At 36.5% G+C, this 19450-nt stretch carries 24 protein-coding genes; 11 read left to right on the plus strand and 13 right to left on the minus strand.

Annotation, left to right across the window (positions count from 1 at the left end):
* Positions 1 to 26 precede the first annotated feature (26 nt).
* Positions 27 to 401 (minus strand): hypothetical protein, encoded by a 375-nt coding sequence (locus CQ046_RS04400; RefSeq protein ID WP_105701102.1) that lies wholly within the window; start codon positions 399 to 401, stop codon positions 27 to 29.
* 233 nt (positions 402 to 634) lie between these two features.
* On the opposite strand from CQ046_RS04400, the gene CQ046_RS04405 reads away from it, so the two are divergent.
* The 8 genes from CQ046_RS04405 to CQ046_RS04435 all read left to right on the plus strand — a co-directional run bounded on the left by CQ046_RS04405 (position 635) and on the right by CQ046_RS04435 (position 6199).
* The gene (locus CQ046_RS04405; protein WP_105701103.1) at positions 635 to 1255 is read left to right on the plus strand and encodes a TetR/AcrR family transcriptional regulator; all 621 of its coding nucleotides are present in this window, start codon (positions 635 to 637) and stop codon (positions 1253 to 1255) included.
* Positions 1233 to 1730, plus strand: coding sequence for a GNAT family N-acetyltransferase (locus CQ046_RS04410; RefSeq protein ID WP_105701104.1), 498 nt, complete (start codon positions 1233 to 1235; stop codon positions 1728 to 1730). The genes CQ046_RS04405 and CQ046_RS04410 overlap by 23 nt, the downstream gene beginning before the upstream one ends.
* Positions 1731 to 1740: 10 nt before the next feature.
* Entirely contained in the window at positions 1741 to 2565 is an 825-nt protein-coding gene (locus CQ046_RS04415) for a helix-turn-helix domain-containing protein (RefSeq protein ID WP_105701105.1), read from the plus strand.
* Positions 2566 to 2640: 75 nt separating this feature from the next.
* Positions 2641 to 3231: an NAD(P)H-dependent oxidoreductase gene (locus CQ046_RS04420; RefSeq protein ID WP_105701106.1), complete on the plus strand. Its 591-nt coding sequence runs from the start codon at positions 2641 to 2643 to the stop codon at positions 3229 to 3231.
* A 206-nt stretch (positions 3232 to 3437) separates the two neighbouring features.
* A complete protein-coding gene (locus CQ046_RS23390; protein ID WP_123906567.1) occupies positions 3438 to 3629 on the plus strand; it encodes a hypothetical protein in 192 nt (63 codons plus the stop codon).
* 78 nt (positions 3630 to 3707) lie between these two features.
* Entirely contained in the window at positions 3708 to 4907 is a 1200-nt protein-coding gene (gene tyrS / locus CQ046_RS04425) for a tyrosine--tRNA ligase (RefSeq protein WP_105701107.1), read from the plus strand.
* Between the two features lie 309 nt (positions 4908 to 5216).
* Entirely contained in the window at positions 5217 to 5738 is a 522-nt protein-coding gene (locus CQ046_RS04430; RefSeq protein WP_105701108.1) for a 3'-5' exoribonuclease domain-containing protein, read from the plus strand.
* Between the two features lie 20 nt (positions 5739 to 5758).
* Positions 5759 to 6199: a GNAT family N-acetyltransferase gene (locus CQ046_RS04435; RefSeq protein ID WP_105701109.1), complete on the plus strand. Its 441-nt coding sequence runs from the start codon at positions 5759 to 5761 to the stop codon at positions 6197 to 6199.
* 129 nt (positions 6200 to 6328) lie between these two features.
* On the opposite strand, the gene CQ046_RS04440 is transcribed toward CQ046_RS04435, so the two are convergent.
* The 8 genes from CQ046_RS04440 to panD form a co-directional block, all read right to left on the minus strand.
* The gene (locus CQ046_RS04440) at positions 6329 to 7840 is read right to left on the minus strand and encodes a helix-hairpin-helix domain-containing protein (RefSeq protein ID WP_105701110.1); all 1512 of its coding nucleotides are present in this window, start codon (positions 7838 to 7840) and stop codon (positions 6329 to 6331) included.
* Between the two features lie 4 nt (positions 7841 to 7844).
* Complete coding sequence (locus tag CQ046_RS04445; RefSeq protein ID WP_105701111.1) at positions 7845 to 9122, minus strand: PP2C family serine/threonine-protein phosphatase; 1278 nt, start codon at positions 9120 to 9122, stop codon at positions 7845 to 7847.
* Entirely contained in the window at positions 9122 to 10165 is a 1044-nt protein-coding gene (locus CQ046_RS04450; RefSeq protein WP_105701112.1) for a TerY-C metal binding domain-containing protein, read from the minus strand. Before CQ046_RS04450 ends, CQ046_RS04445 begins: the two co-directional genes overlap by 1 nt.
* A 17-nt stretch (positions 10166 to 10182) precedes the next feature.
* On the minus strand, positions 10183 to 10821 hold the full coding sequence (locus CQ046_RS04455) for a vWA domain-containing protein (RefSeq protein ID WP_105701113.1): 639 nt from the start codon (positions 10819 to 10821) through the stop codon (positions 10183 to 10185).
* Between the two features lie 86 nt (positions 10822 to 10907).
* Positions 10908 to 11585, minus strand: a complete 678-nt coding sequence (locus CQ046_RS04460; protein WP_105701141.1) for a TerD family protein — start codon at positions 11583 to 11585, stop codon at positions 10908 to 10910.
* 28 nt (positions 11586 to 11613) lie between these two features.
* Positions 11614 to 12189, minus strand: coding sequence for a TerD family protein (locus CQ046_RS04465; RefSeq protein ID WP_103232447.1), 576 nt, complete (start codon positions 12187 to 12189; stop codon positions 11614 to 11616).
* Between the two features lie 177 nt (positions 12190 to 12366).
* Complete coding sequence (locus CQ046_RS04470) at positions 12367 to 13449, minus strand: lysylphosphatidylglycerol synthase transmembrane domain-containing protein (RefSeq protein WP_105701114.1); 1083 nt, start codon at positions 13447 to 13449, stop codon at positions 12367 to 12369.
* A gap of 3 nt (positions 13450 to 13452) precedes the next feature.
* Positions 13453 to 13803, minus strand: coding sequence for an aspartate 1-decarboxylase (gene panD / locus CQ046_RS04475; protein ID WP_029294648.1), 351 nt, complete (start codon positions 13801 to 13803; stop codon positions 13453 to 13455).
* Between the two features lie 399 nt (positions 13804 to 14202).
* On the opposite strand from panD, the gene CQ046_RS04480 reads away from it, so the two are divergent.
* Positions 14203 to 14493, plus strand: a complete 291-nt coding sequence (locus tag CQ046_RS04480) for an HU family DNA-binding protein (protein ID WP_002976900.1) — start codon at positions 14203 to 14205, stop codon at positions 14491 to 14493.
* A gap of 260 nt (positions 14494 to 14753) precedes the next feature.
* On the opposite strand, the gene pdxH is transcribed toward CQ046_RS04480, so the two are convergent.
* A complete protein-coding gene (gene pdxH / locus CQ046_RS04485) occupies positions 14754 to 15395 on the minus strand; it encodes a pyridoxamine 5'-phosphate oxidase (protein ID WP_105701115.1) in 642 nt (213 codons plus the stop codon).
* A 24-nt stretch (positions 15396 to 15419) separates the two neighbouring features.
* On the opposite strand from pdxH, the gene CQ046_RS04490 reads away from it, so the two are divergent.
* Positions 15420 to 15968 carry a YqgE/AlgH family protein gene (locus tag CQ046_RS04490; protein WP_105701116.1) on the plus strand — a complete coding sequence of 183 codons (549 nt, stop codon included), beginning with the start codon at positions 15420 to 15422 and terminating at the stop codon, positions 15966 to 15968.
* Between the two features lie 104 nt (positions 15969 to 16072).
* Entirely contained in the window at positions 16073 to 16654 is a 582-nt protein-coding gene (locus CQ046_RS04495; protein ID WP_105701117.1) for an N-acetylmuramoyl-L-alanine amidase, read from the plus strand.
* Positions 16655 to 16737: 83 nt separating this feature from the next.
* Here CQ046_RS04495 and CQ046_RS04500 read toward each other — a convergent pair whose 3' ends face one another.
* From CQ046_RS04500 to CQ046_RS04510, 3 genes are all read right to left on the minus strand, one after another.
* Positions 16738 to 17553: an aminotransferase class IV gene (locus tag CQ046_RS04500; protein WP_105701118.1), complete on the minus strand. Its 816-nt coding sequence runs from the start codon at positions 17551 to 17553 to the stop codon at positions 16738 to 16740.
* 78 nt (positions 17554 to 17631) lie between these two features.
* On the minus strand, positions 17632 to 18018 hold the full coding sequence (locus tag CQ046_RS04505) for an START-like domain-containing protein (protein ID WP_034696870.1): 387 nt from the start codon (positions 18016 to 18018) through the stop codon (positions 17632 to 17634).
* A gap of 188 nt (positions 18019 to 18206) precedes the next feature.
* Complete coding sequence (locus CQ046_RS04510) at positions 18207 to 19382, minus strand: aspartate aminotransferase family protein (protein ID WP_105701142.1); 1176 nt, start codon at positions 19380 to 19382, stop codon at positions 18207 to 18209.
* Positions 19383 to 19450: the final 68 nt, after the last annotated feature.

Genomic DNA, 19450 nt, shown 5'->3' on the forward strand with positions numbered 1-19450 from the left:
ACTATAACACAGCCGACGGTCTTCTTTTACGATGTGGAACTGCCGGCTTTTTTATGAATCTGCCTGCCTGCAAAAAAATAGTATCCCATTCCTCCTACAAAATAAGCCAGCACATCAAGAAAATCTCCGGTAAAGTAAGCAGATAGTTTCGGGCAGAGTACTTCAAACAAAAAAGAAAGATACAGTACTGAGGTCAGTACGAATTTCAAATCAGGTTTCCATTGATAGCCCAGAACCACATTCATGATATATTCTATCAGATAGCAATACATAGGAACAGTAATACAATCCGTAAAATAATCATTGATAATGGGAATAAAAATTCCGTTTCGCCTCAGCAGAATAATTACACCCCAGACTATCAGCCCCAGCAGAAACCAATATGAAATTCTTTTTTTCATCACATGTGCAATACGGCCATTATTATCCCGAGAATTACCTGTAATATTTTTGATATTACTTCCTGAGGCTCTGTTTTATTTTCTTTATCAGTACTTTCTGCTGAATCATAATTGAATTTCTGTTTACCTTCCATCGTCATAAGATTTGATATTGCAAATATATTAAATTAGAACAAGTGTTCCAATTTTAAAAATATGATTTATATCCACTCTGATATTCTTATCTTTGGGTTATGAAGACAAAGGATAAAATTCTTTCTAAAGCACTGGAATTATTTAATGATAAAGGGTATAACAATATTACCACAAGGCATATTGCGGCTGAACTTCATATGAGTGCGGGAAATCTGCATTATCACTTCAAACATTCAGAAGACATCGTTAAGATTCTTTTCTCAGAGCTTACCTTAAAAATGGATGAGCTGCTCAACCAGATGAAAAAAAGGAAAAATAAAACGCTGGAAGACCTTTACAAGTTTACTTATTCTACGTGCGAAATTTTTTATTCTTTCCGTTTTATATTCATCAATTTTATAGATATCCTGAATCAGAATCCCGACATAGAATCTACATATGAAGGGATTAATTTTAGCAGAAAAGAAGAATTCCAGCAGATTTTTTCGGATCTTCAGAAGAGCAATATATTGCAGAAAGATATTCCTCATTTTATAATTGACGGTCTTGTTGAACAGATTTTTATCATTGCTGATAACTGGCTTACGCATAACAGGCTGATTTTGAAACTCAATCCGAAAGAAGCCATTCAGCACTATACGCTACTGCAGATGAATCTCTTTTATCCACATCTCAATAAAGAACAGCAAAAGCTTTATGAAGAACATTACATCCAATAATCACAGCATTACCATCAGAAAGGGGGCCAGTGCTGATCTTCCGGAAATGTTACAGCTTTTTACAGCAACAATAGATGAAGTGTGTAAAAAAGACTATAATCTTCAACAGCTTGAAGCCTGGAAATCCGGTGCTGAGAATAAGGAGAGATGGATGAACGTGATCAGAGATCAATATGTTTTAATTGCTGTCCTCGAAAATAAAATAGTGGGTTTCTGTACGCTCGATCAGTGGAATTACATTGATCTGCTTTTTGTACACAAAGATCATCAGCATAAAGGAATCGCATCCCTGCTTTATCATCAGATTGAAAAAGAAGCTCTTCAGCAGCAACAGAAAGAAATTACTTCTGATGTAAGCAAAACAGCCAGATCATTTTTTGAAAAAGCAGGTTTTCAGGTTATCCAGGAACAGACAGTCAATGTGAAAGGAGCTTCTATGATCAATTATAAAATGGTCAAATACCTCATCTTCTAATTTCAAGCCTATGGAATTACATCCGGAATATAATGAATATAGAATTTCAGTTCCACAGGAATTTGAAAATGTATTTACTCACTTTTATTTTGCTGAAAATACATCTGAAACATCAGTTACCAAAACACTTTTACCTACTTATCAGATGATTCTGTTATTTTGTTTTGGGAAAAGTGCTACCATGTCTACAAGGGAAAAGACTATGATAGGGGTAGATAAATGTATGGTATTCGGACCAGTGAGACAAGCCCTTGAATATACGCTTCCAGCAGGATGTTCTATTTTGGTTGCCAATTTCAAAGATGATGCATTTTTCAGATTTTTTGGAAAAATATCTATTGAACAATCGGTAAAACATCCGGATGAGCTGCTGGAAGAAAATTGTTTTACAGAGCTTTGGCATCAGCTTACCCAATTAGATTCAACCACAAAACAGGTAGATCATATTCTTGAATTCTGCAGACCTTATCTGCAGGATCGGGATATTACCGGCCAGCTTTTGAGCCATTTTGAGAACGATCTTTTAAATCCAATAAAAGTAATTGCCGAGCAGACTCAACAGACTGAAAGAAACATACAGCGAAAGCAGAAAGAACAGTTTGGATATTCTTTAAAGGAGCTTACCCGCTACAACCGTTTTTTAAAAGCTATCCAACTCATTGAAAAAGAAACTGAAAATCAAAATCAAAATCAGGTCAAATGGTTTACTATCATTGATGAATGCGGATACTATGACCAAAGCCAGCTCATTCATGATTTCAAGCATTTTATCAATATTTCTCCGGCTCAGTATTTAAAATTCCAGCAGGAAATCTGTAATCCAAAGTCCAAATAGACCGGTTCGTTTTCTTACAATTTTTGAAGAGTGCACCGCAGTACTTTTGTCTCATTAATCTTAACAATCAAAACAATGAGACATTTAATCATTTACGCGCATCCTAATGAAAACAGTTTAAATCACACTCTTTTAAACACTGTTATTGAAACACTCCAATCCCATAACGAGGAAATTATTGTGAGAGATCTTTATAAAATCGGTTTTGATCCAGTATTTTCTTTGGATGATATGCAGGGGCAGCGTTTGGGAAAAGTTTCAGACGATATAAAAACTGAACAGGAGCATATTTCATGGGCCGAACAGATTACTTTTATCTACCCTATCTGGTGGACAGGGCTTCCGGCTATGATGAAAGGATATATAGACCGTGTATTCAGTTATGGGTTTGCTTACCGTTATGATCAGGGCATACAGAAAGGGCTTCTGAAAGGTAAAAAAACCGTAATTATCAATACCCATGGAAAATCTCATGAAGAATATGAAAAGATCGGCATGGATAAAGCACTTACTTTAACTTCTGACAATGGTATTTTCATTTATTCCGGGCTGGAAATCATCAGACATTTATTTTTTGATAAAGCCGATAAAGCTTCTCCTGAAAATATGGAAATCTGGAAAGATCAGATTATAAATTTATACTCGGAACATGCACTCAACTATTAATTTTTTTCTTTGAAAATATCTATTAAAAAATGGAGAACAACCCATGTTTACTCATTTCTTACCAGATGACTAAGCAAATAATAAAATGCTGTTTTTGCATCTTTCTGCTGTATTTTGCTTTTAAGGGATTTGTGGCATGAAATTAGCTTCAAAAATCGCAAGTAAAATTGTTTTGAACCATTATTTTAAGCCATTAAGATTGATGGATGGTTAAGTTTTTTCTTAAAAACAAATCTTGTTATAACCCTGCAATGCGTCTTAATGGTTTAGATATTGGCTCCTCAGGAAATTCCTGTCTATTGATCACAATGAAACATCTGAACAGCATATTACGTCTTCCATTCTTCAGTGAATATTATGCACCGGCTATCGTTCGGGAAGACTTTCTATATCTGTAATCCAATAAAATAATCTAACGTATATATAGAGCCCGGACAGTACCTGTCCGGGCTTTTTTCATTTTAAAACTATTCAACATGATTGATTCATTACAAGAAAATGTAGCTATTATTCTGCCTCAAAACGGCTTGGAAGAAAAACTGGCACAAGCCGAAAAAGAAAACAGAAAACTTTCCATCAAACTGGGATTTGACCCAACAGCATCGGATCTGCATCTGGGACATGCTGTGGTCTTAAAAAAACTGAAACAGTTTCAGGATCTGGGGCATCAGATTGTTATTGTCGTAGGAAGTTTTACGGCAAGAATTGGTGATCCCACTGGAAAAAATAAAGCAAGAAAACCCTTGAGTGCTGAAGATGTGCAGCATAATGCCCAGACTTATATCAATCAGCTTTCCAAGGTAATTGATGTACAGAAGACAAAGATTGTGTTCAATTCTGACTGGCTGGATGCGCTGGACTTTTCTGAGGTAATCCAATTGCTTTCAAAAGTTACTATTGCCCAATTGATGCACCGCAATGATTTTAATAACAGGTTTACAGAAAATACGCCTATTGCGATGCATGAACTGGTATACCCGATTCTTCAGGGTTTTGATTCTGTAAAAATAGCATGTGATATTGAAATGGGGGGCACCGATCAGCTTTTCAACTGCACGATGGGAAGACAGCTTCAGGAAGTGTACCAAATGCCAGCTCAGATTGTGATGTGCATGCCCTTATTGAGAGGTCTGGACGGAAAGGAAAAAATGAGCAAATCCCTGAACAATATTATCGGACTGACAGATGAACCCAATGAAATGTTTGGAAAAACGATGTCGATTCCGGATGCACTGATTGAAGAATTTATCAGCCTGACCACAGATTTTTCTATGGAAGAAAAAAGCGCGCTTCTTTTCCGTATGCAAGAAGGTGAAAACCCTATGAATATTAAAAAACTGATTGCCAAGAATATCATCAGCCAATACCACGATTCTGCTTCGGCTGAAAATGCAGAACAGTTTTTTATCAATCAGTTTCAGAATAAAAATTTTGAAGAGAAAGTGTATGAACCGGTAGCCATTGGTTCATTGAAAAGCATTGAAAATAAAATTTCTCTGGTTGAACTGTGTCATCAGCTTAAAAGTGACCTCAGCAAATCAGCCATACGAAGATTAATTGAGAGTGGAGGTATTCAGATCAATACGATTAAAATAACGGACTCTGATCAAGAAATGGAACTGATCCCTCAAACTAAAATAAAAATCGGAAAAAGGGGCTTTTTTGAGATAGTATAAGGCAGGAAGATGGAGACTGGGAGATGGAGGTTTTTGTAAGACGATAAACTTATGAAGATTTTTGATTGAAATATCTTTCTTAACATTGATTTAAATTTTAAAATTAAAGATGGAAGATGGGTGCCGGGGATGGAAGTTTTGTAAGACGATGAACTGATGAAGTTTTTTGATTGAGATATTTTTCTAACTATTCATTGATTAAAATACACAGAAGTTCTTTATAAAACAAAAAGTAACTTCCAGCTTCCTTCTTCCCGCTTCCCTCCTTCAACTTATTTCAATATCTTCGTCCTGCTAAAACTATTTCCAATGAGCTACATTATGGTTGACATAGAGTCGGACGGCCCGATTCCCGGAGATTTTTCAATGGTCTGTTTCGGAGCAGTACTCGTGAATGATGAACTGGACACTACTTTTTATGGAAAATTAAAGCCTGTTTCCGAGAAATTCAATCCTGATGCTTTAGCGGTTTCCGGCTTCAGCAGGGAAGAAACAATTAGTTTTGATGATCCTGAGAAAGTAATGCTCGCTTTTGAAGACTGGATTACAACCCATTCCAAAGGCAGGCCTATTTTCATCAGTGATAACAACGGGTTCGACTGGATGTTTATCTGCTGGTATTTTCATCATTTTATCGGAAGAAATCCTTTTGGTTTTTCTTCCCGAAGACTTTCTGATCTTTACTGCGGATTGGAAAAAGATACTTTTGCCCAATGGAAACATCTCCGCAAGACGGAACATACACACAATCCGGTAGACGATGCCAGAGGAAATGCCGAAGTTTTATTGTACATGAAAGAAGAAATGGGACTAAAAATTGCATTAAAGTAAGAACTCTAATTTTTTTGAAAATGAATCTTGACCTGCGTTATAAACAAGCTGATGAAAATGATATTGATTTTCTTCTCAATCTCAGAATGAAAACCATGAATCCTCATTATGAAACTTCAGGGCTTTCCACGGATAGAGAAACGACCATGCAAAGAGTGCTGTATAAGTTTGAAAAAGCCAATATTATTCTTTTAGATAATCAACCCATCGGACTGTTAAAACTAGACCGAACATTTACCAATATTGAGGTCCTTCAACTTCAGATTGATCCCAGCCAACAAGGTAAAGGACTTGGAAAAAAGATTTTAGAGGATATTTTGGAGGAAGCTTCAATAGCGGGAAAAACAGTGTCATTAAGTGTCTTAAAAACCAATAAGGCTCAGCATCTTTATAAAAGTCTTGGTTTCAGAATTGTGGATGAGGATCAGTATTCTTATTTTATGGAAACGGAAAGGCAATAGATGTTTTTTTAAGTTTTGGCTAAAACCGTTACTTAAACACAAATCTCACAAATAAACGAGCACAAATAGTCACCATTATCTGTGAGATCTGAAAATATGATATTGCTTCACTAAGTTCGCAATAACAGGTTACTGGTTTGCCAAGGTTACATAGATCAATCTTCCGCCTTCTTCTGAAGACAAAAGTATCTTTTTACCATCGGTGAGTTCTACCATAGAACCTGGCGGGATTTCTTTTTGTTCTGTGACATCCTTCATACCGGATAATCCCTGATTCACCAATACCCATTTTCCCTGATGGAATGTAAAATATCCTACGGGCATTTTATCCTGCATGGTCAGGTTTTCGTTGCGTATTACTTTTCTGGAAACATGCCATTTGAACAGATACTGGTTATGATAGACCATCAGCCTGTGATTTTCCGGCTTCCATACTTCATCATCAAATTTAAAATATAAGTCTAAAACTGGTAATGTTCCCTGATGGGGTGTTCCGCAGAACGGGCATTTTGGATTGCTGGTATTATCAAAAACATACCATTTTTCAGTACAATTGGAATTTTGACAAGGTTGTATCAGATCTACTGTTTTAAGCAAAGCAGTTTCCCATTCGTTGGCCGTGGGACGTCTGATAGGATCATGTAATCCGTCTATGAATGTTTTCCGGAATAATTCTGAAATATAAGGCCCCGTAACAGTGTACGGAATCTTTTGAGGATCTCCCCAGAATGCATCCCATTTTCTTAAATGATCTGCTTTTACCTGATTGGAATTATTCTCCGGATGTTCTACAAACATCGCTTTTTCTCCCATGGATAAAATTTCATCCTGTTCGGAATCCAGATCCCAGATTTTTCCTCCACGCAATGGATGTCTTCTCAGAAGGTACATGTAGATCAGAACGGCAAGAGCATGCAGATCTGTTTTTTGATTGGGTAAATGTCTGTCCGGATCCTGAAGATTCAAATGTTTTGTTTTCAATACTTCGGGGGCAATAAAATCTGCAGTTCCTATCACTTCCGGCGGAAAGAGTTTGGGAACAACAAGACCGTCAATATCGATAATACAGGCAGATTTTGTCACTGGATCTACCAGAATATTATTGTAGGATAAATCGGAGTGTGCCAGCCCCATCTGATGCAGTTTTTTGACACCTCTGCTGATATTGACTGCAATCTGGAAATAGCTCAGCCAATCTCCCAATTCTGACTGATCCAGTCTTAGCGGATATTGTTGGTTTCGGAACATGGGGGCGGTAAACCATTTCCCCACCTTATCCTGTCCCTGGATATTATCTGAACCGATATATCCCTTGCCAAAATAAAATTTATGGTGATAAACCGGAACTACAATTCCCGTGAGTTTATTTTTTTCAACAATATCGTAAGGCCATCTGAATATTTCGTTCAGAAAGTATTCCGAAGAATTTCCACCTTTTATATTCTGAAGATAAGTGGAAACAATTCTCATGATTCTTTCCTTTTGTCCTTCATCCAACGGATTTCGGTAGAAAGCGACTACATATTCTTTATCAGGCGAAAAATAAACATCTTTCACCCCACCACGGATAGGGTTTTCATCTACATATTCATAGGATTTGGCTGTGTCCAGAACAGAAACAACCTTAACGGTTTTTTTCATGGTATTAATAGATTATAGCCAGTGTACGGTCATCGTGATTTCCTCTGCTCCAGAAATCGCTCCAGATTAAAAGTTCTTCACCAATTTTTTCATCGTTGTTGAAATCCACTTTCGTCCGGTCATCATTATTTCCGGCAAGGTCTTCAAAAAGTGATTTCCAGCTTTCTGTGTCTTCCAGTTTATTTTCTGTGGTAAATTTAGGATCATAAATACCATCCGTCATCAGTACCAGATAAGAAAAATCTTCCACACACGTAATTCTAAAACGGGAAGCTATTTTCTCATTAAAAATCTCTTTCATGGTGATAAAACGAGTGCCACCACCAAACTCTCCCACATCCATTTGGTTTAAAAGTTTTACTTCAGAAAAGTCAGTGTTAATCAGATTGATGGGGCAATCTCCTACTCCAAAGCTCAGAATAACATATCCGAAACTGAACTTTTTAACCAAAGTAAAAATAAGGGTTGCATGCAGATCATTCACAGAAAGTTCATTTTCTGCGGCTATTTTTTCTAATGCGTGATAAACATGTACAACACTTTCCGATAAAACATTGATGATATTCTTCTTAGCTTCCGATTGTTCTTCACTGGAAGATTGGACGGTATACAGAATGTTGATGTTATTGTCAATCTGGTTTAAAATCTCTTGTGAGCTAAAAAACTGATTGATCGTTGTTGTTGCCACTCTTGAACCTTCTCTTGCTGCTATTGCCGAACCGGCTCCATCTGAAACAGAAATAATATTCCAATCTTCGGGAAGGTTATTCACAGCAAAATCATCTTCACGAAATTTACCTTCATGAGCATGGGAACGGCCTCTTTTGGAGGCTACAACTATCTTTTTATCTGAAAAAGAACCTTTGAATGAGTCTTCTTCCAATTTATAAAAAGCAGCATTTTTATCACTTGGAATATTTTTCCATAAGTCTTTTGGATCTGCGTTGACAAAGAGCTGTATTTTCTTTGTCTCAAGCTGATTCTGATCATGAGCGTGATAAAACTGAACATCCAGATGATACATATTATTCGTCAAGGGAGTTCCTGAAATTGTATTATTTTCAAAAGCGAGCCCTGTTTCTTCCAGGTTTTCGATATTCTTAATCTTAATATTGGGAAAGTCTTCCATATCGAAGCTGAACTCATAGAACTGTTTGGCACTGGCATTTTTCAATACCCAATGAACGTCTTTGAATTCTTCTTTTTCTTTATAAATAACAGCCTGTTCCATCGTCTTTAGTTTGGATTCAGCAGCTGATTTCCTGAAAAATTTACCCATCATTAGCCCAAGGTTCTGTTAATATCAAATCCTCCACCAGAAAATCCATAATAATCGGAAGTTCCACACCATGGACATTTGCTGTATCCTTCTCCTCTCAGGCAGTGAATTCCTCCACATGAGCAGGTAGCTAATGCAATAGGATTCGCACAATGTGGGCATGAAGTCCCTCCATCCAGTTCTTCAATATTAATTTTAAGATGGGTTTTCTGATTGGAGGAAAGTCTGTAGTAGGCTTTTTCATCAATTTTATATGCTCCGTCTAGTCTGTAATATCTTGTAGCCATTCCCGGTATGCTGGATTCTGCAAATGCTTTTTTAAATTTCATCAAATAAAGCCTTTCCGTTTCCTGACACTTCCCGTTTAACACAACAAAGTTATTATCCGGGAATCTCTGTTCCATTTCAGGATCTACTTTTTCAAGAATCATGGAATCGATTTTAGACAAATTAATTCCTTCTTTTTTAGCTTCTGTTACACTCTGGCTGGTAGTTTTAATAGAATCTGTTACCCACTTGAAAAACTCTTTGTAAGAATTTTCATCGGAATTATTGAATAGCAAAACATTATCTGCCAGAGAACCAAGCAGTTTATAATTGGTATTTTCCCCAATAGATACGGCAATCGTATTGGATTTCCCGTTGTATTTATGAGTCCATCTTTCAATGGCTTTGGTAGCATCATCAGTGGGAACACCGTCTGTGAAAAGAAAGACAATGGGTTTCCAGTCGCCTTTTCTTTCATACGTTGTTTTCACAATATCCCTGTCGATACAATCCATCACTTTGATTAAGCCCTGAGAAAGGGATGTCCCACTTCCAATCGGAATTTTAGGCGGATAAAAACTGATAATATCTTGCATCGGAGTAATCACTTCCGCTTCTCCCGCAAAACCTATTACAGAAATATAAACCGTTTCGAGTGAATACGGATCTTTTTTTAAATCCCTGATGATATTGGCGATACCTTCCTGTACCTGCTCAATAGGTTCTCCTACCATAGATTCGGAGATATCTACTAAAAAATAAATAGGCAGTCTTCTCATTGTGTAAAGACAATTTTTTAAATAATAATATTTAGCTCCGATGGTGGCGGAGGCAATGTGATATGTTCTCCCGTATTCTGCGATTGTCCTCCTTGTGTAATGGAAGAACTCACCCATTTGAAAAAGGAAGAAAGGGTAATAGCATCTGTAGTATCAAGCTTTACGACATGATCCGTCAATTCTTTCAGAAACTGTTCATCAGCTTTCGGACCTGCAGCACACCCTACGATAGCGCCAAATTCCAGTCCTCTGATCACAGGGATCATCTGTCTGTATTTCTGAATATCCGAAGGTTTCCCATCTGTAAAAATAAACAGTAACGGCTGCCAGTCTCCTTTTGCATCGGCAGATTCTTTTACAATCTCCCTCTGAACCAGTTCAGAAACCATTTCCAAAGCCGCTCCTGTATGGGTTGGGCCACTATCCGGACAAGTAATCTCCATAGGATAAAAACTGGCCAGATCTGTTAAGGGTATAATATTCTTAACCTCTCTATCAAAGGTAATGACGCTTAAGTGCAGGCTGTCCATCGCCTGCGGATCTGCCCGAAGCATACTGATAAGGCCATTAAAACCATTATTCAATGCCTGAATAGGTTCTCCGTTCATAGACCCCGAAGTATCTAATAAAAAATAAGCTAATAATCTCCTGCTCATTATAGACAAGTATTAATTCTGAAGCCGGCGGAGGGAGTCGGAGACTTCCAAGCCGGCTTTTATGTGAGTTGAAAAAATTTAAAAATCTAGTTGGAATAAGCGTACTGCTGTCTCAGAATATCGATAAAGTTATCTGTATTGTGCGGCTCTCCCACAGCACGGAATTTCCAGTCTCCGTTATGACGGTATGCTTCTGCAAAAACCATTGCACATTTACCATTCATACTTGAATCGCCAGAGAGGCTGTATTTTGTAATTTCTTTTCCTGAAGCATCTACCGCACGGATAAATGCATTTTCGATCATTCCGAAGTGCTGGTTATTGGTTCTTCCCTGATAAATGGTAACAATGAACACAATTTTCTGATAGCTCTGATCCAGCTGATCCAGTTTCACAATAATCTGCTCATCATCACCATCACCTGCTCCGGTTCTGTTGTCTCCCGTAAGCCATACATTCCCGCTTGGGTGCTGCATAGAATTGAAGAACACCACATCTCCCTGGTAAAGTCCCATCTGTCTTCCGTCATTGGTCTGCACTGTTCTTCCCAAGTTGGCTACTTTTCCGTTGCCGTCTAAAAGAAATGCTACTGCATCAAGATCGTATTCAGCTTCTTTGCTGAAGAGCTTTCCAAAGAATCCACTGCCTTGTTTTCTTACATCCCAGCCTAAGCCGATGGTCACTTTTGAAAGATCATAAACGCTTTCTCCGCGGTCATTCTTCCTTAAATCTATCGTTTGTCCTTTTTGTAAATTAATTGCCATAGTTATCGTTTTTGTGTATTTGATGATTTTATTTGATGATTTGCCCTTTGTAATATTTCTCGAGAAAGAAACCAAGATCTGCTCTGTATCCTATTCCCGAAGCTTCAAACTTCCAGCTTCCGTTTCTTTTGTAAAGCCTTCCGAACTCTACTCCTGTTTCAATAGAGAAATCTTCGTCCAGTTCATATTTTGCTATTTCCTGGTTAGAATGGTTATCCACAACTCTGATATAAGAGTTTCTTACCTGTCCGAAATTCTGTCTTCTTCTTTCAAAATCTTCAATGGTGACTACAAAAAGAATCTCTTCCACTCTTGAATCTACTTTATCAAGATCTATAACGATAGCTTCATCATCGTCGCCATCACTGTTTTTACCGCTCGGATCATCGCCGGTATGGGTAAGTGCTCCATCCGGAGAATTCAGGTTATTGTAAAAAACAAAGTATTCTTCGCTTACTAATTTTCTGTCAGAATCAATCATGATTGCAGAAGCATCCAGATCAAAATCGTAGCCGGTTCCTTCATTGGGATCCCAGCCTAATCCAATCGTCATTTTCGTTAATCCTATCTCGATCTTTTGCCCTTTCTGTAGATTAATTGCCATAGTGTTTTATATTATGAATTATTTTTCGCATTAAGATAGAAGTGATTTACGAATTGACCAAATTTATTTATTAAAAAATATTTTATAAAGCTCAATTAAAACGATTTAAGTCAGAAAATGATCATAAAAAAGGTTCAATTAAAAAATTGAACCTTGTATTTATTAAAATGTATTGAATTAATTTTCAAATTCTCTATCAGATATTGCCTTATTTCTTGCTTTTGCCAGCATAGGAATCGAAATCAATCCCATTACCAGCATAATCACAATCTGCAGCGGTAAAGAAATAAAAGAATAAGTAAGCCCCATTTCACCTCCAAAATCTGCACTTTTTCCTACTGAGATAAAGAGTGCCATAAAACCGTACTTCATTGCAAGATTATACGCTCCAATACCTCCGCTGGCAGGAATAATCATTCCCAATGTTCCCACTACAATAATGAAGAACCCATCTGCAAAAGTAAACCCTGAGGTTTCAGGAAGGGCAAAACATACAAGATAAGCTGCCAGATAATAGCAAATCCAGATTCCTAATGTATAAAGGATGAATTTTCCTTTTTCTTTTAATTTAAAGATGGAGGTTAACCCTTGAAGAATTCCTTTTCCAAAATTGATAAGTTTCTCTTTTTTATATTTATAAAGAAGGCCTAAACCAATTAAAACCAGTATTACAAGTCCAATTTTAACGCATAAATAAAAAGAATCAAAATCACTTATTCCCAATTTCATCATTTGCCTTTCAAAAAAGTTAGGCACAAACTCTTCTTTCTCATCCTTCTTATCCATTACAAAATGATAGAAAGCCAGAATTGCATTAAATTTAAAAATTCCTGTTAGAAGTAAAAATCCCATCATACACATAAGATCTACTACTCTTTCCAAAATAATAGTCCCAATAGATTTATCAACAGGTACTTTTTCTACTCCATATAAAGCTGTCGCTCTTGCTACTTCTCCACTTCTTGGAATGGTAAGATTCATCAGATATCCAAATGATATGGACCATAGGGCATTGGAATTTGAAATTCTGTGTCCCATTGGCTCCAGCATCAGATTCCAGCGGATCGCTCTAAGCCAATAGGCAAGAAGACCAAATACGGATGCAAACAAGACCCAAAGATAATTTGCTTTTGCCAGAGACTTCTGAATCACTTTAAAATCCAGTCCTCTTAAGGCAAGCCATAAAAAAAAGCCTGCAAAAGCAAGCGATATTACAATTGTAAGTATTGATTTTACGGGGCTTTTTGATGTTTTCTCCATGGACTACGTAAGAAGGTTTGTTTTTTCATCCGGGAAAACGATCTTCGGCTGGAAGTCTTTTGCTTCTTCCGGGGTCATCTGAGCATAAGCAATAATAATGATAATATCATCTCTCTGTACTTTTCTTGCAGCAGGCCCGTTCAGACATACTTCTCCAGATTTTCTTTTCCCTTTGATCACGTAGGTATCAAAACGTTCTCCGTTGTTCACATTTACAATATAGACCCTTTCTCCCACTACCAGACCGGCAGCTTCTATAAGATCTTCATCTATTGTTATACTCCCTATATAATTAAGGTCAGAGGCTGTTACTCTCACCCTATGAATCTTAGACTTAAAAACTTCTATTAACATGATGCAAATTTATTAATAAAAATTAATAAAACAGACCTTTCGTATGATTTTAAAACTCCCACAAACACAGGGGTTTAATTTTATAAAACACAAGGATTCTGAAAATTACTTATAGATTTAATAATCATATGGTCAAAAAAATTAATTGTTTATACAGGATTTAGGATTTAATAAATACGAAAAATAATATTAACTTTTTGCTAAAGTCAATACACATAAGCATTTGGCATGATTTTAGTAACCTGTAACGTAGATTTTCCGTGAAAAGTGGAATTATCATATTTTAACTGTTTTCACCGAAAAGCAAAAAAATTTTACAAGTTTTAATAAAAAAATTGCACAATTAGAAAATAGTATTATATTTGCTATAATTACGAACTAACTTTAATATTAAAAATTATGAACAAGTCTGAATTAATCGACGCAATCGCAAAAGATGCAGGTATCACTAAAGTTGCAGCAAAGGCTGCTTTAGAATCTTTCATTGGTAACGTAACTACTACTTTAAAGAAAAAAGATGGAAAAGTTTCTTTAGTAGGTTTCGGTACTTTCTCAGTAGCTGAGAGAGCGGCTAGACAAGGTATTAACCCTGCAACTAAAAAACCGATCAAAATTGCTGCTAAAAAAGTTGCTAAATTCAAAGCTGGAGCTGATTTATCAAATGCAGTTTCAGGTGCTAAGAAAAAATAATCATTCAGATTACAAAAATTCAAGGCTGTTTCTAAGAAACAGCCTTTTTTTATTGCCAATAGTGATAGAAAATTAAACCATTAAGACGTTTTAAGGGGTTAAGAATTATTAAGTTTTGGCTAAAGCCTCTATAAAATAAGCGGGCTAAAGCCCGCTCATATTGATATTACAAAATTTAATATTTTCAGGATGCCGGTATCATATTTTAAAAACATCATCACTACCATCTAACTTCTAGCTTTTAACCTCTAATTATCCCATTACGGTGCCAGTCTTGATATTTTCCAATCCAGATCTTCAAGCTGATAAATAATCCTGTCATGAAGACGGTTTGGTCTTCCCTGCCAGAATTCAATTTCATAAGGTCTTGCGAGATAACCGCCCCAATTGGCTGGTCTTGGAACTTCTGTATTTTCATATTCTTTCTCCAACTCTCTTAGCTTCTCTTCCAAGAATTCTTTATTGGGAATCACCTGACTCTGTGGAGAAACTACAGCTCCCAACTGGCTTCCTTTTGGTCTGGAATGAAAATAACCGTCACTCAGGTTTTCTGCCACTTTTTCAAGATCTGCCTTGATAATGATCTGCCTTTCAAGATTAGGCCAGAAAAAATGCAGACATGCTTTATGATTATTTTCTATTGCTTTCCCTTTTCTGCTGTTATAATTGGTGTAAAAAATAAACCCTTCATGGGTATATGCTTTAAGGAGTACCATTCTTGTTCGAGGACACCCATCTTCCTCTACTGTAGAAACAGCCATAGCATTAGCTTCTGAGATCACTGGGCTTTCACTTGCCTCCAAAAACCAGTCTCTAAACTGCTCAATTGGATTTTGTTTTATCTCACTTTCAATAAGTTGGGATTTATCGTACACTTTTCTTTTGTCGTGCAGGTTTTCCATAAATATTTTTTATTAAATTTGAGTATGAATCACTCATACAAAGGTAAAATATTAATCTCGACACCTGACATTTCCGGCGATCTTTTTTCCAGATCGGTTGTATTGGTTATTGAACATAATGAAAGTGGTGCATTTGGCTTGATATTAAATAAAAAGAACAGCCAGATGAGTAGCAAGTTCAAAGATTTTTTTGACTTTAAAATTGAGGTATATGATGGCGGTCCTGTAGAGAACGACAAAGTATTCTTCATCGTAAAAGGTAAAAGGGTTACAGAAGTATATACGGACATCACTGATGAATATTACCTTACTGAAGATATTGAGCGTATCATTAATGCTGTTTTGAGCAGTGAGCTGGATATTGAGCATATTAAAATATTTTCAGGATACTCAGGATGGTCTCCTAATCAACTGGATACTGAAGTTCAAAGAAAAATGTGGACGGTAGTGGATGTTTATAATCTCGATTACACCCTTCCTAATGATCAGACGCTTTGGAAATCCATCATGCAGAATCTTGGGGGAGAATTTCTTCTTTGGGCTAACTCTCCGGAGGACATTTCGCTGAACTAAAAAGTGTATTTTCCGCACCATTGATACAATTAACAAACTTTAAGATTCCTTTAACCAATTTTAAAGAAAGTTTTTCCGTTCTTTGACAAACTAAAATCACTGATATGAAAGGTATTACATTACTTGCTTTATCAATATTTTCCACAGCTTTTTTATCATTTACTCCTATCAATAAAAAATACATTGTCATAGATGCCAGCCATGGCGGAAATGATTTTGGGGCTACTTATGGTGAAATTCTGGAAAAAAATATTTCTTTAAGTATTGCTAAGGAAATCCAGAAAATCAATGAAGGTCAGGATAAATATGAAGTTATTTTAACGAGAGATTCTGATAAATTCCCAACTCTTTTTGAGAGAACAGATCAGATCAACAAGCTGAATCCTGAAATGGTGATTTCCCTTCACGTTAACAAAGATCTCAAAAAAGAAACTCCTGATCATGGTTTTGAAATCTATGTTCAGAATTCTGAAGGTTCAAAACAATTGGCTGAAAAAATTTCTAAAAAATTTGATACCCGCAAAATAGAAGGACGCAATCTTCATATTCTAAGAGAAACCAAAGCACCAGCTGTATTGGTAGAGCTAGGATTTATTAATAATACACAAGACCGAGAGTACCTCACCAGCACGAAGGGACAAAAAGAAATTGCACAGAAATTCGTTGAAGTCATCAACGAATATTAAATAAAATACAAATTCTGATTTAATCAGAATAAAACCCGGTAAAGGACTTCTGGAACTTTGTTGTTTACCGGGTTTGTCAATTTTTATTGATTAAAACTTTTCTTCCAGCTTTCTACCAATTCTGAGAAACGGGAGTTTTCAAAAGTCTTATTTCTAATCTTACCTACAGAAAATATACCTTTCTCATCAGAAATCATTAAAATTTCTTCAGCTTTTTGAGATTCGAATGCAATAATTTCGTGCTCCTGAATATCTGCCAGGTTATTTTTATGTAAAAAAGTAACAAAATTTTCCATCAATGGAGAAATGTAGGCTCCTTCAGTCTGTTTTGGTACTTTAATAACGTTACCTTCCAAAAAAAGAAGATTTCCCACAGTGGTACGTGCAATTCTCTTATTAGGGTTCAACAGAATCACGTCATCAAGGTCGTTTTCCTGTGCGTAAATAGTTCCGTAGATATTTTCCGGACAGTGAACCCTGATATTGCTCAGAAGGTTATTATTAACGTTAATTTCTTTCGTCAAATCTAATTCTAAAGTTCTTTGATGAACTGCAAGCACATCAGCCATTTCTGAAACTTCGTAAAAATAGGAAACAGAAGATTTTGCTAATGTTACTCCATCATTATTTCTGAATACCTGGAAATTGATAATTCCGTTCTTTACTCCTTTACCTTCAATAATTTCTTTTTGAAAAAGGGTCTGGAAAAACTCCAGTGTGTAGGTTAAAGGAATATTCAGTCTCATCTTTCTCATGGAAGCCATCAGGAAAAAATAGCATTCTTCGTCCATGATCAATCCACCATTTCTTACAAAGAAAGAAACCTTCACTGAGTCTCCCCAAAGAAAGGCTCTGTTCTTTACATTTAACTCGTCTGATGTAAAATATTGATTTTCCAATTTTTGATGTGATTTATTTACAAAAAAATAATGAACGATAAATCGTTCATCAGTTTTATCATTTAATATAGCCCGGTATTATGCCGCACCTAGTTTTATTCTCAGGTTCTCAATAAGATTTTCCCAATACATTGCATTTTCCTCTTCATCACCTTCTTCACAGAAATCTGTAATATTTAAAGCCAGATCTTCTGTAATATCATCAATTGTGATTGTCATTTCAAAGAAATTTTTTGTTCCTTCATCTTCTTCCCATCTGAAACGTACGAAACCTTCAGGCTTATATCTGATCAAAGTGGCCTTCTCAGCAGGTCCTCCGCCCCAGCTAAAAAAGAAATCATCGCCTTTCTCTGTTACCTCATCCGCAAACCATTCAGACAATCCCTCTGCAGTCGCCAGATATTCGTATAAAATCTCTGATAAACAGTGCATTGGAAATTCGTAATGGACTTTATGTTTCGCCATATAATCTTTGTTTTATCGTCCCGCAATATATAAATTAATTTTTTTATTATGCAAAAAAACAATTACTTTTTTATAGAATCTGTATGATATTTATCACAGGATTTAAATCTTTATTACATTAAGTTTTAAGGCTTATTTATACCATGTAAAGCATAAAAAAATCTCTCCGGAAAGGAGAGATTTTATCTTTAATTTTCGTTCAGTATATCAAGAATAATCTGACATCCTTCTCTGATTTCATCTTTAGATAATGTAAGGGGTGGAGAGATTCTCAGGTATTCATTTCTGTATAGCTGCCAGAAAACCACCAATCCTTTTTCCATACATTTTTTGGCTACTTCCAGCGTGTATTCCGGTGTTCCCAGATTCACGGCAAGCATTAAACCTTTACCGTTGATATTTTTGATTTTAGGATGTACCAAGAGCTCTCTAAACAGCTGTTCTTTTTCTTCTACTTCGTTCATTAAGCCGCTTTCCAGCACTTCTTTTAATGTGGCATAACTTGCTGCTGCAATCAGTGGATTTCCTCCAAAAGTGGTAATATGGCCCAGCTTTGGTGAATGTGACAGGGCTTCCATAATTTCTCTGGAACTCATAAAAGCTCCTACAGGAACACCTCCTCCCATTCCTTTACCCATTACAAGGATATCCGGAACGATTCCAAAGTGTTCGAAAGAGAATAATTTTCCTGTTCTTCCGAATCCGGGCTGAATTTCGTCCAAAATCAAAAGAGCACCTACTTCTTCACATCTTTTCTTCAGCTTGATCAGATAGTCATTATTTGGAACTAAAAACCCTGCTGCTCCCTGAATGGTTTCAAGGATCACACAAGCAGTTTTTTCTGTGATTTTATCGAAGTCTGCTTCATTATTAAATTCAATAAAAGAAACCATCGGCAGTAAAGGGCGGAACTCTCTTTTATGGGCTTCGTTTCCTGAAACACTTAAAGCACCATGAGTGTTCCCATGGTAGGAGTTTTTAAAAGAAACAATTTCTTCTCTTCCTGTATATCTTTTGGCCAGCTTCAAGCTTCCGTCAATGGCTTCAGCACCGCTATTCACAAGGTAAGTAACCTCTAGAGGATCCGGAGTAGCTTCTGCAAGCAGTCTGCATAATGCGATGGGCTTTTCCTGTGCATATTCCCCATAAACCATCACGTGAAGATATTTATCGGCCTGCTCTTTGATTGCCTCCACAATCTTAGGATGTGAATGCCCCAGTGTATTAGCAGAAACCCCCGCTACAAAGTCAAGGTATTTTTTTCCGTCTGTTCCAAAAATATAACTTCCTACCGCTTTCTCCACTTCAAAGCCTGCAGCGAATTTTGTGGTTTGAGCCTGATATATAAAAAAATCTTTATGCATTTCCATTGTCTCCAAAAATTTCAGCAAAGCTATAAAAGATTCGTTAAACGCTGAAATTAATCCACAAA

Origin of the sequence: Chryseobacterium sp. MYb7 (genome assembly GCF_002979455.1) — a bacterium.
Classification (GTDB): Bacteria; Bacteroidota; Bacteroidia; order Flavobacteriales; family Weeksellaceae; genus Chryseobacterium.

Bases quoted from the DNA above. Each gene is read 5' to 3' on its own strand.
- CQ046_RS04410 (WP_105701104.1), top strand. From the start codon at position 1,233: ATGAAGAACATTACATCCAATAATCACAGCATTACCATCAGAAAGGGG.
- pdxH (WP_105701115.1), bottom strand. From the start codon at position 15,395: ATGGAAAACCTGCACGACAAAAGAAAAGTGTACGATAAATCCCAACTT.
- CQ046_RS04495 (WP_105701117.1), top strand. From the start codon at position 16,073: ATGAAAGGTATTACATTACTTGCTTTATCAATATTTTCCACAGCTTTT.
- CQ046_RS04435 (WP_105701109.1), top strand. From the start codon at position 5,759: ATGAATCTTGACCTGCGTTATAAACAAGCTGATGAAAATGATATTGAT.
- CQ046_RS04510 (WP_105701142.1), bottom strand. From the start codon at position 19,382: ATGCATAAAGATTTTTTTATATATCAGGCTCAAACCACAAAATTCGCT.
- CQ046_RS04445 (WP_105701111.1), bottom strand. From the start codon at position 9,122: ATGATGGGTAAATTTTTCAGGAAATCAGCTGCTGAATCCAAACTAAAG.
- CQ046_RS04470 (WP_105701114.1), bottom strand. From the start codon at position 13,449: ATGGAGAAAACATCAAAAAGCCCCGTAAAATCAATACTTACAATTGTA.
- CQ046_RS04405 (WP_105701103.1), top strand. From the start codon at position 635: ATGAAGACAAAGGATAAAATTCTTTCTAAAGCACTGGAATTATTTAAT.
- CQ046_RS04490 (WP_105701116.1), top strand. From the start codon at position 15,420: ATGAATCACTCATACAAAGGTAAAATATTAATCTCGACACCTGACATT.
- CQ046_RS04450 (WP_105701112.1), bottom strand. From the start codon at position 10,165: ATGAGAAGACTGCCTATTTATTTTTTAGTAGATATCTCCGAATCTATG.
- CQ046_RS04415 (WP_105701105.1), top strand. From the start codon at position 1,741: ATGGAATTACATCCGGAATATAATGAATATAGAATTTCAGTTCCACAG.
- CQ046_RS04440 (WP_105701110.1), bottom strand. From the start codon at position 7,840: ATGAAAAAAACCGTTAAGGTTGTTTCTGTTCTGGACACAGCCAAATCC.
- CQ046_RS04400 (WP_105701102.1), bottom strand. From the start codon at position 401: ATGAAAAAAAGAATTTCATATTGGTTTCTGCTGGGGCTGATAGTCTGG.
- CQ046_RS23390 (WP_123906567.1), top strand. From the start codon at position 3,438: ATGGTTAAGTTTTTTCTTAAAAACAAATCTTGTTATAACCCTGCAATG.
- CQ046_RS04480 (WP_002976900.1), top strand. From the start codon at position 14,203: ATGAACAAGTCTGAATTAATCGACGCAATCGCAAAAGATGCAGGTATC.
- CQ046_RS04465 (WP_103232447.1), bottom strand. From the start codon at position 12,189: ATGGCAATTAATCTACAGAAAGGGCAAAAGATCGAGATAGGATTAACG.
- panD (WP_029294648.1), bottom strand. From the start codon at position 13,803: ATGTTAATAGAAGTTTTTAAGTCTAAGATTCATAGGGTGAGAGTAACA.
- CQ046_RS04420 (WP_105701106.1), top strand. From the start codon at position 2,641: ATGAGACATTTAATCATTTACGCGCATCCTAATGAAAACAGTTTAAAT.
- tyrS (WP_105701107.1), top strand. From the start codon at position 3,708: ATGATTGATTCATTACAAGAAAATGTAGCTATTATTCTGCCTCAAAAC.
- CQ046_RS04430 (WP_105701108.1), top strand. From the start codon at position 5,217: ATGAGCTACATTATGGTTGACATAGAGTCGGACGGCCCGATTCCCGGA.
- CQ046_RS04505 (WP_034696870.1), bottom strand. From the start codon at position 18,018: ATGGCGAAACATAAAGTCCATTACGAATTTCCAATGCACTGTTTATCA.
- CQ046_RS04455 (WP_105701113.1), bottom strand. From the start codon at position 10,821: ATGAGCAGGAGATTATTAGCTTATTTTTTATTAGATACTTCGGGGTCT.
- CQ046_RS04460 (WP_105701141.1), bottom strand. From the start codon at position 11,585: ATGGCAATTAATTTACAAAAAGGACAAACGATAGATTTAAGGAAGAAT.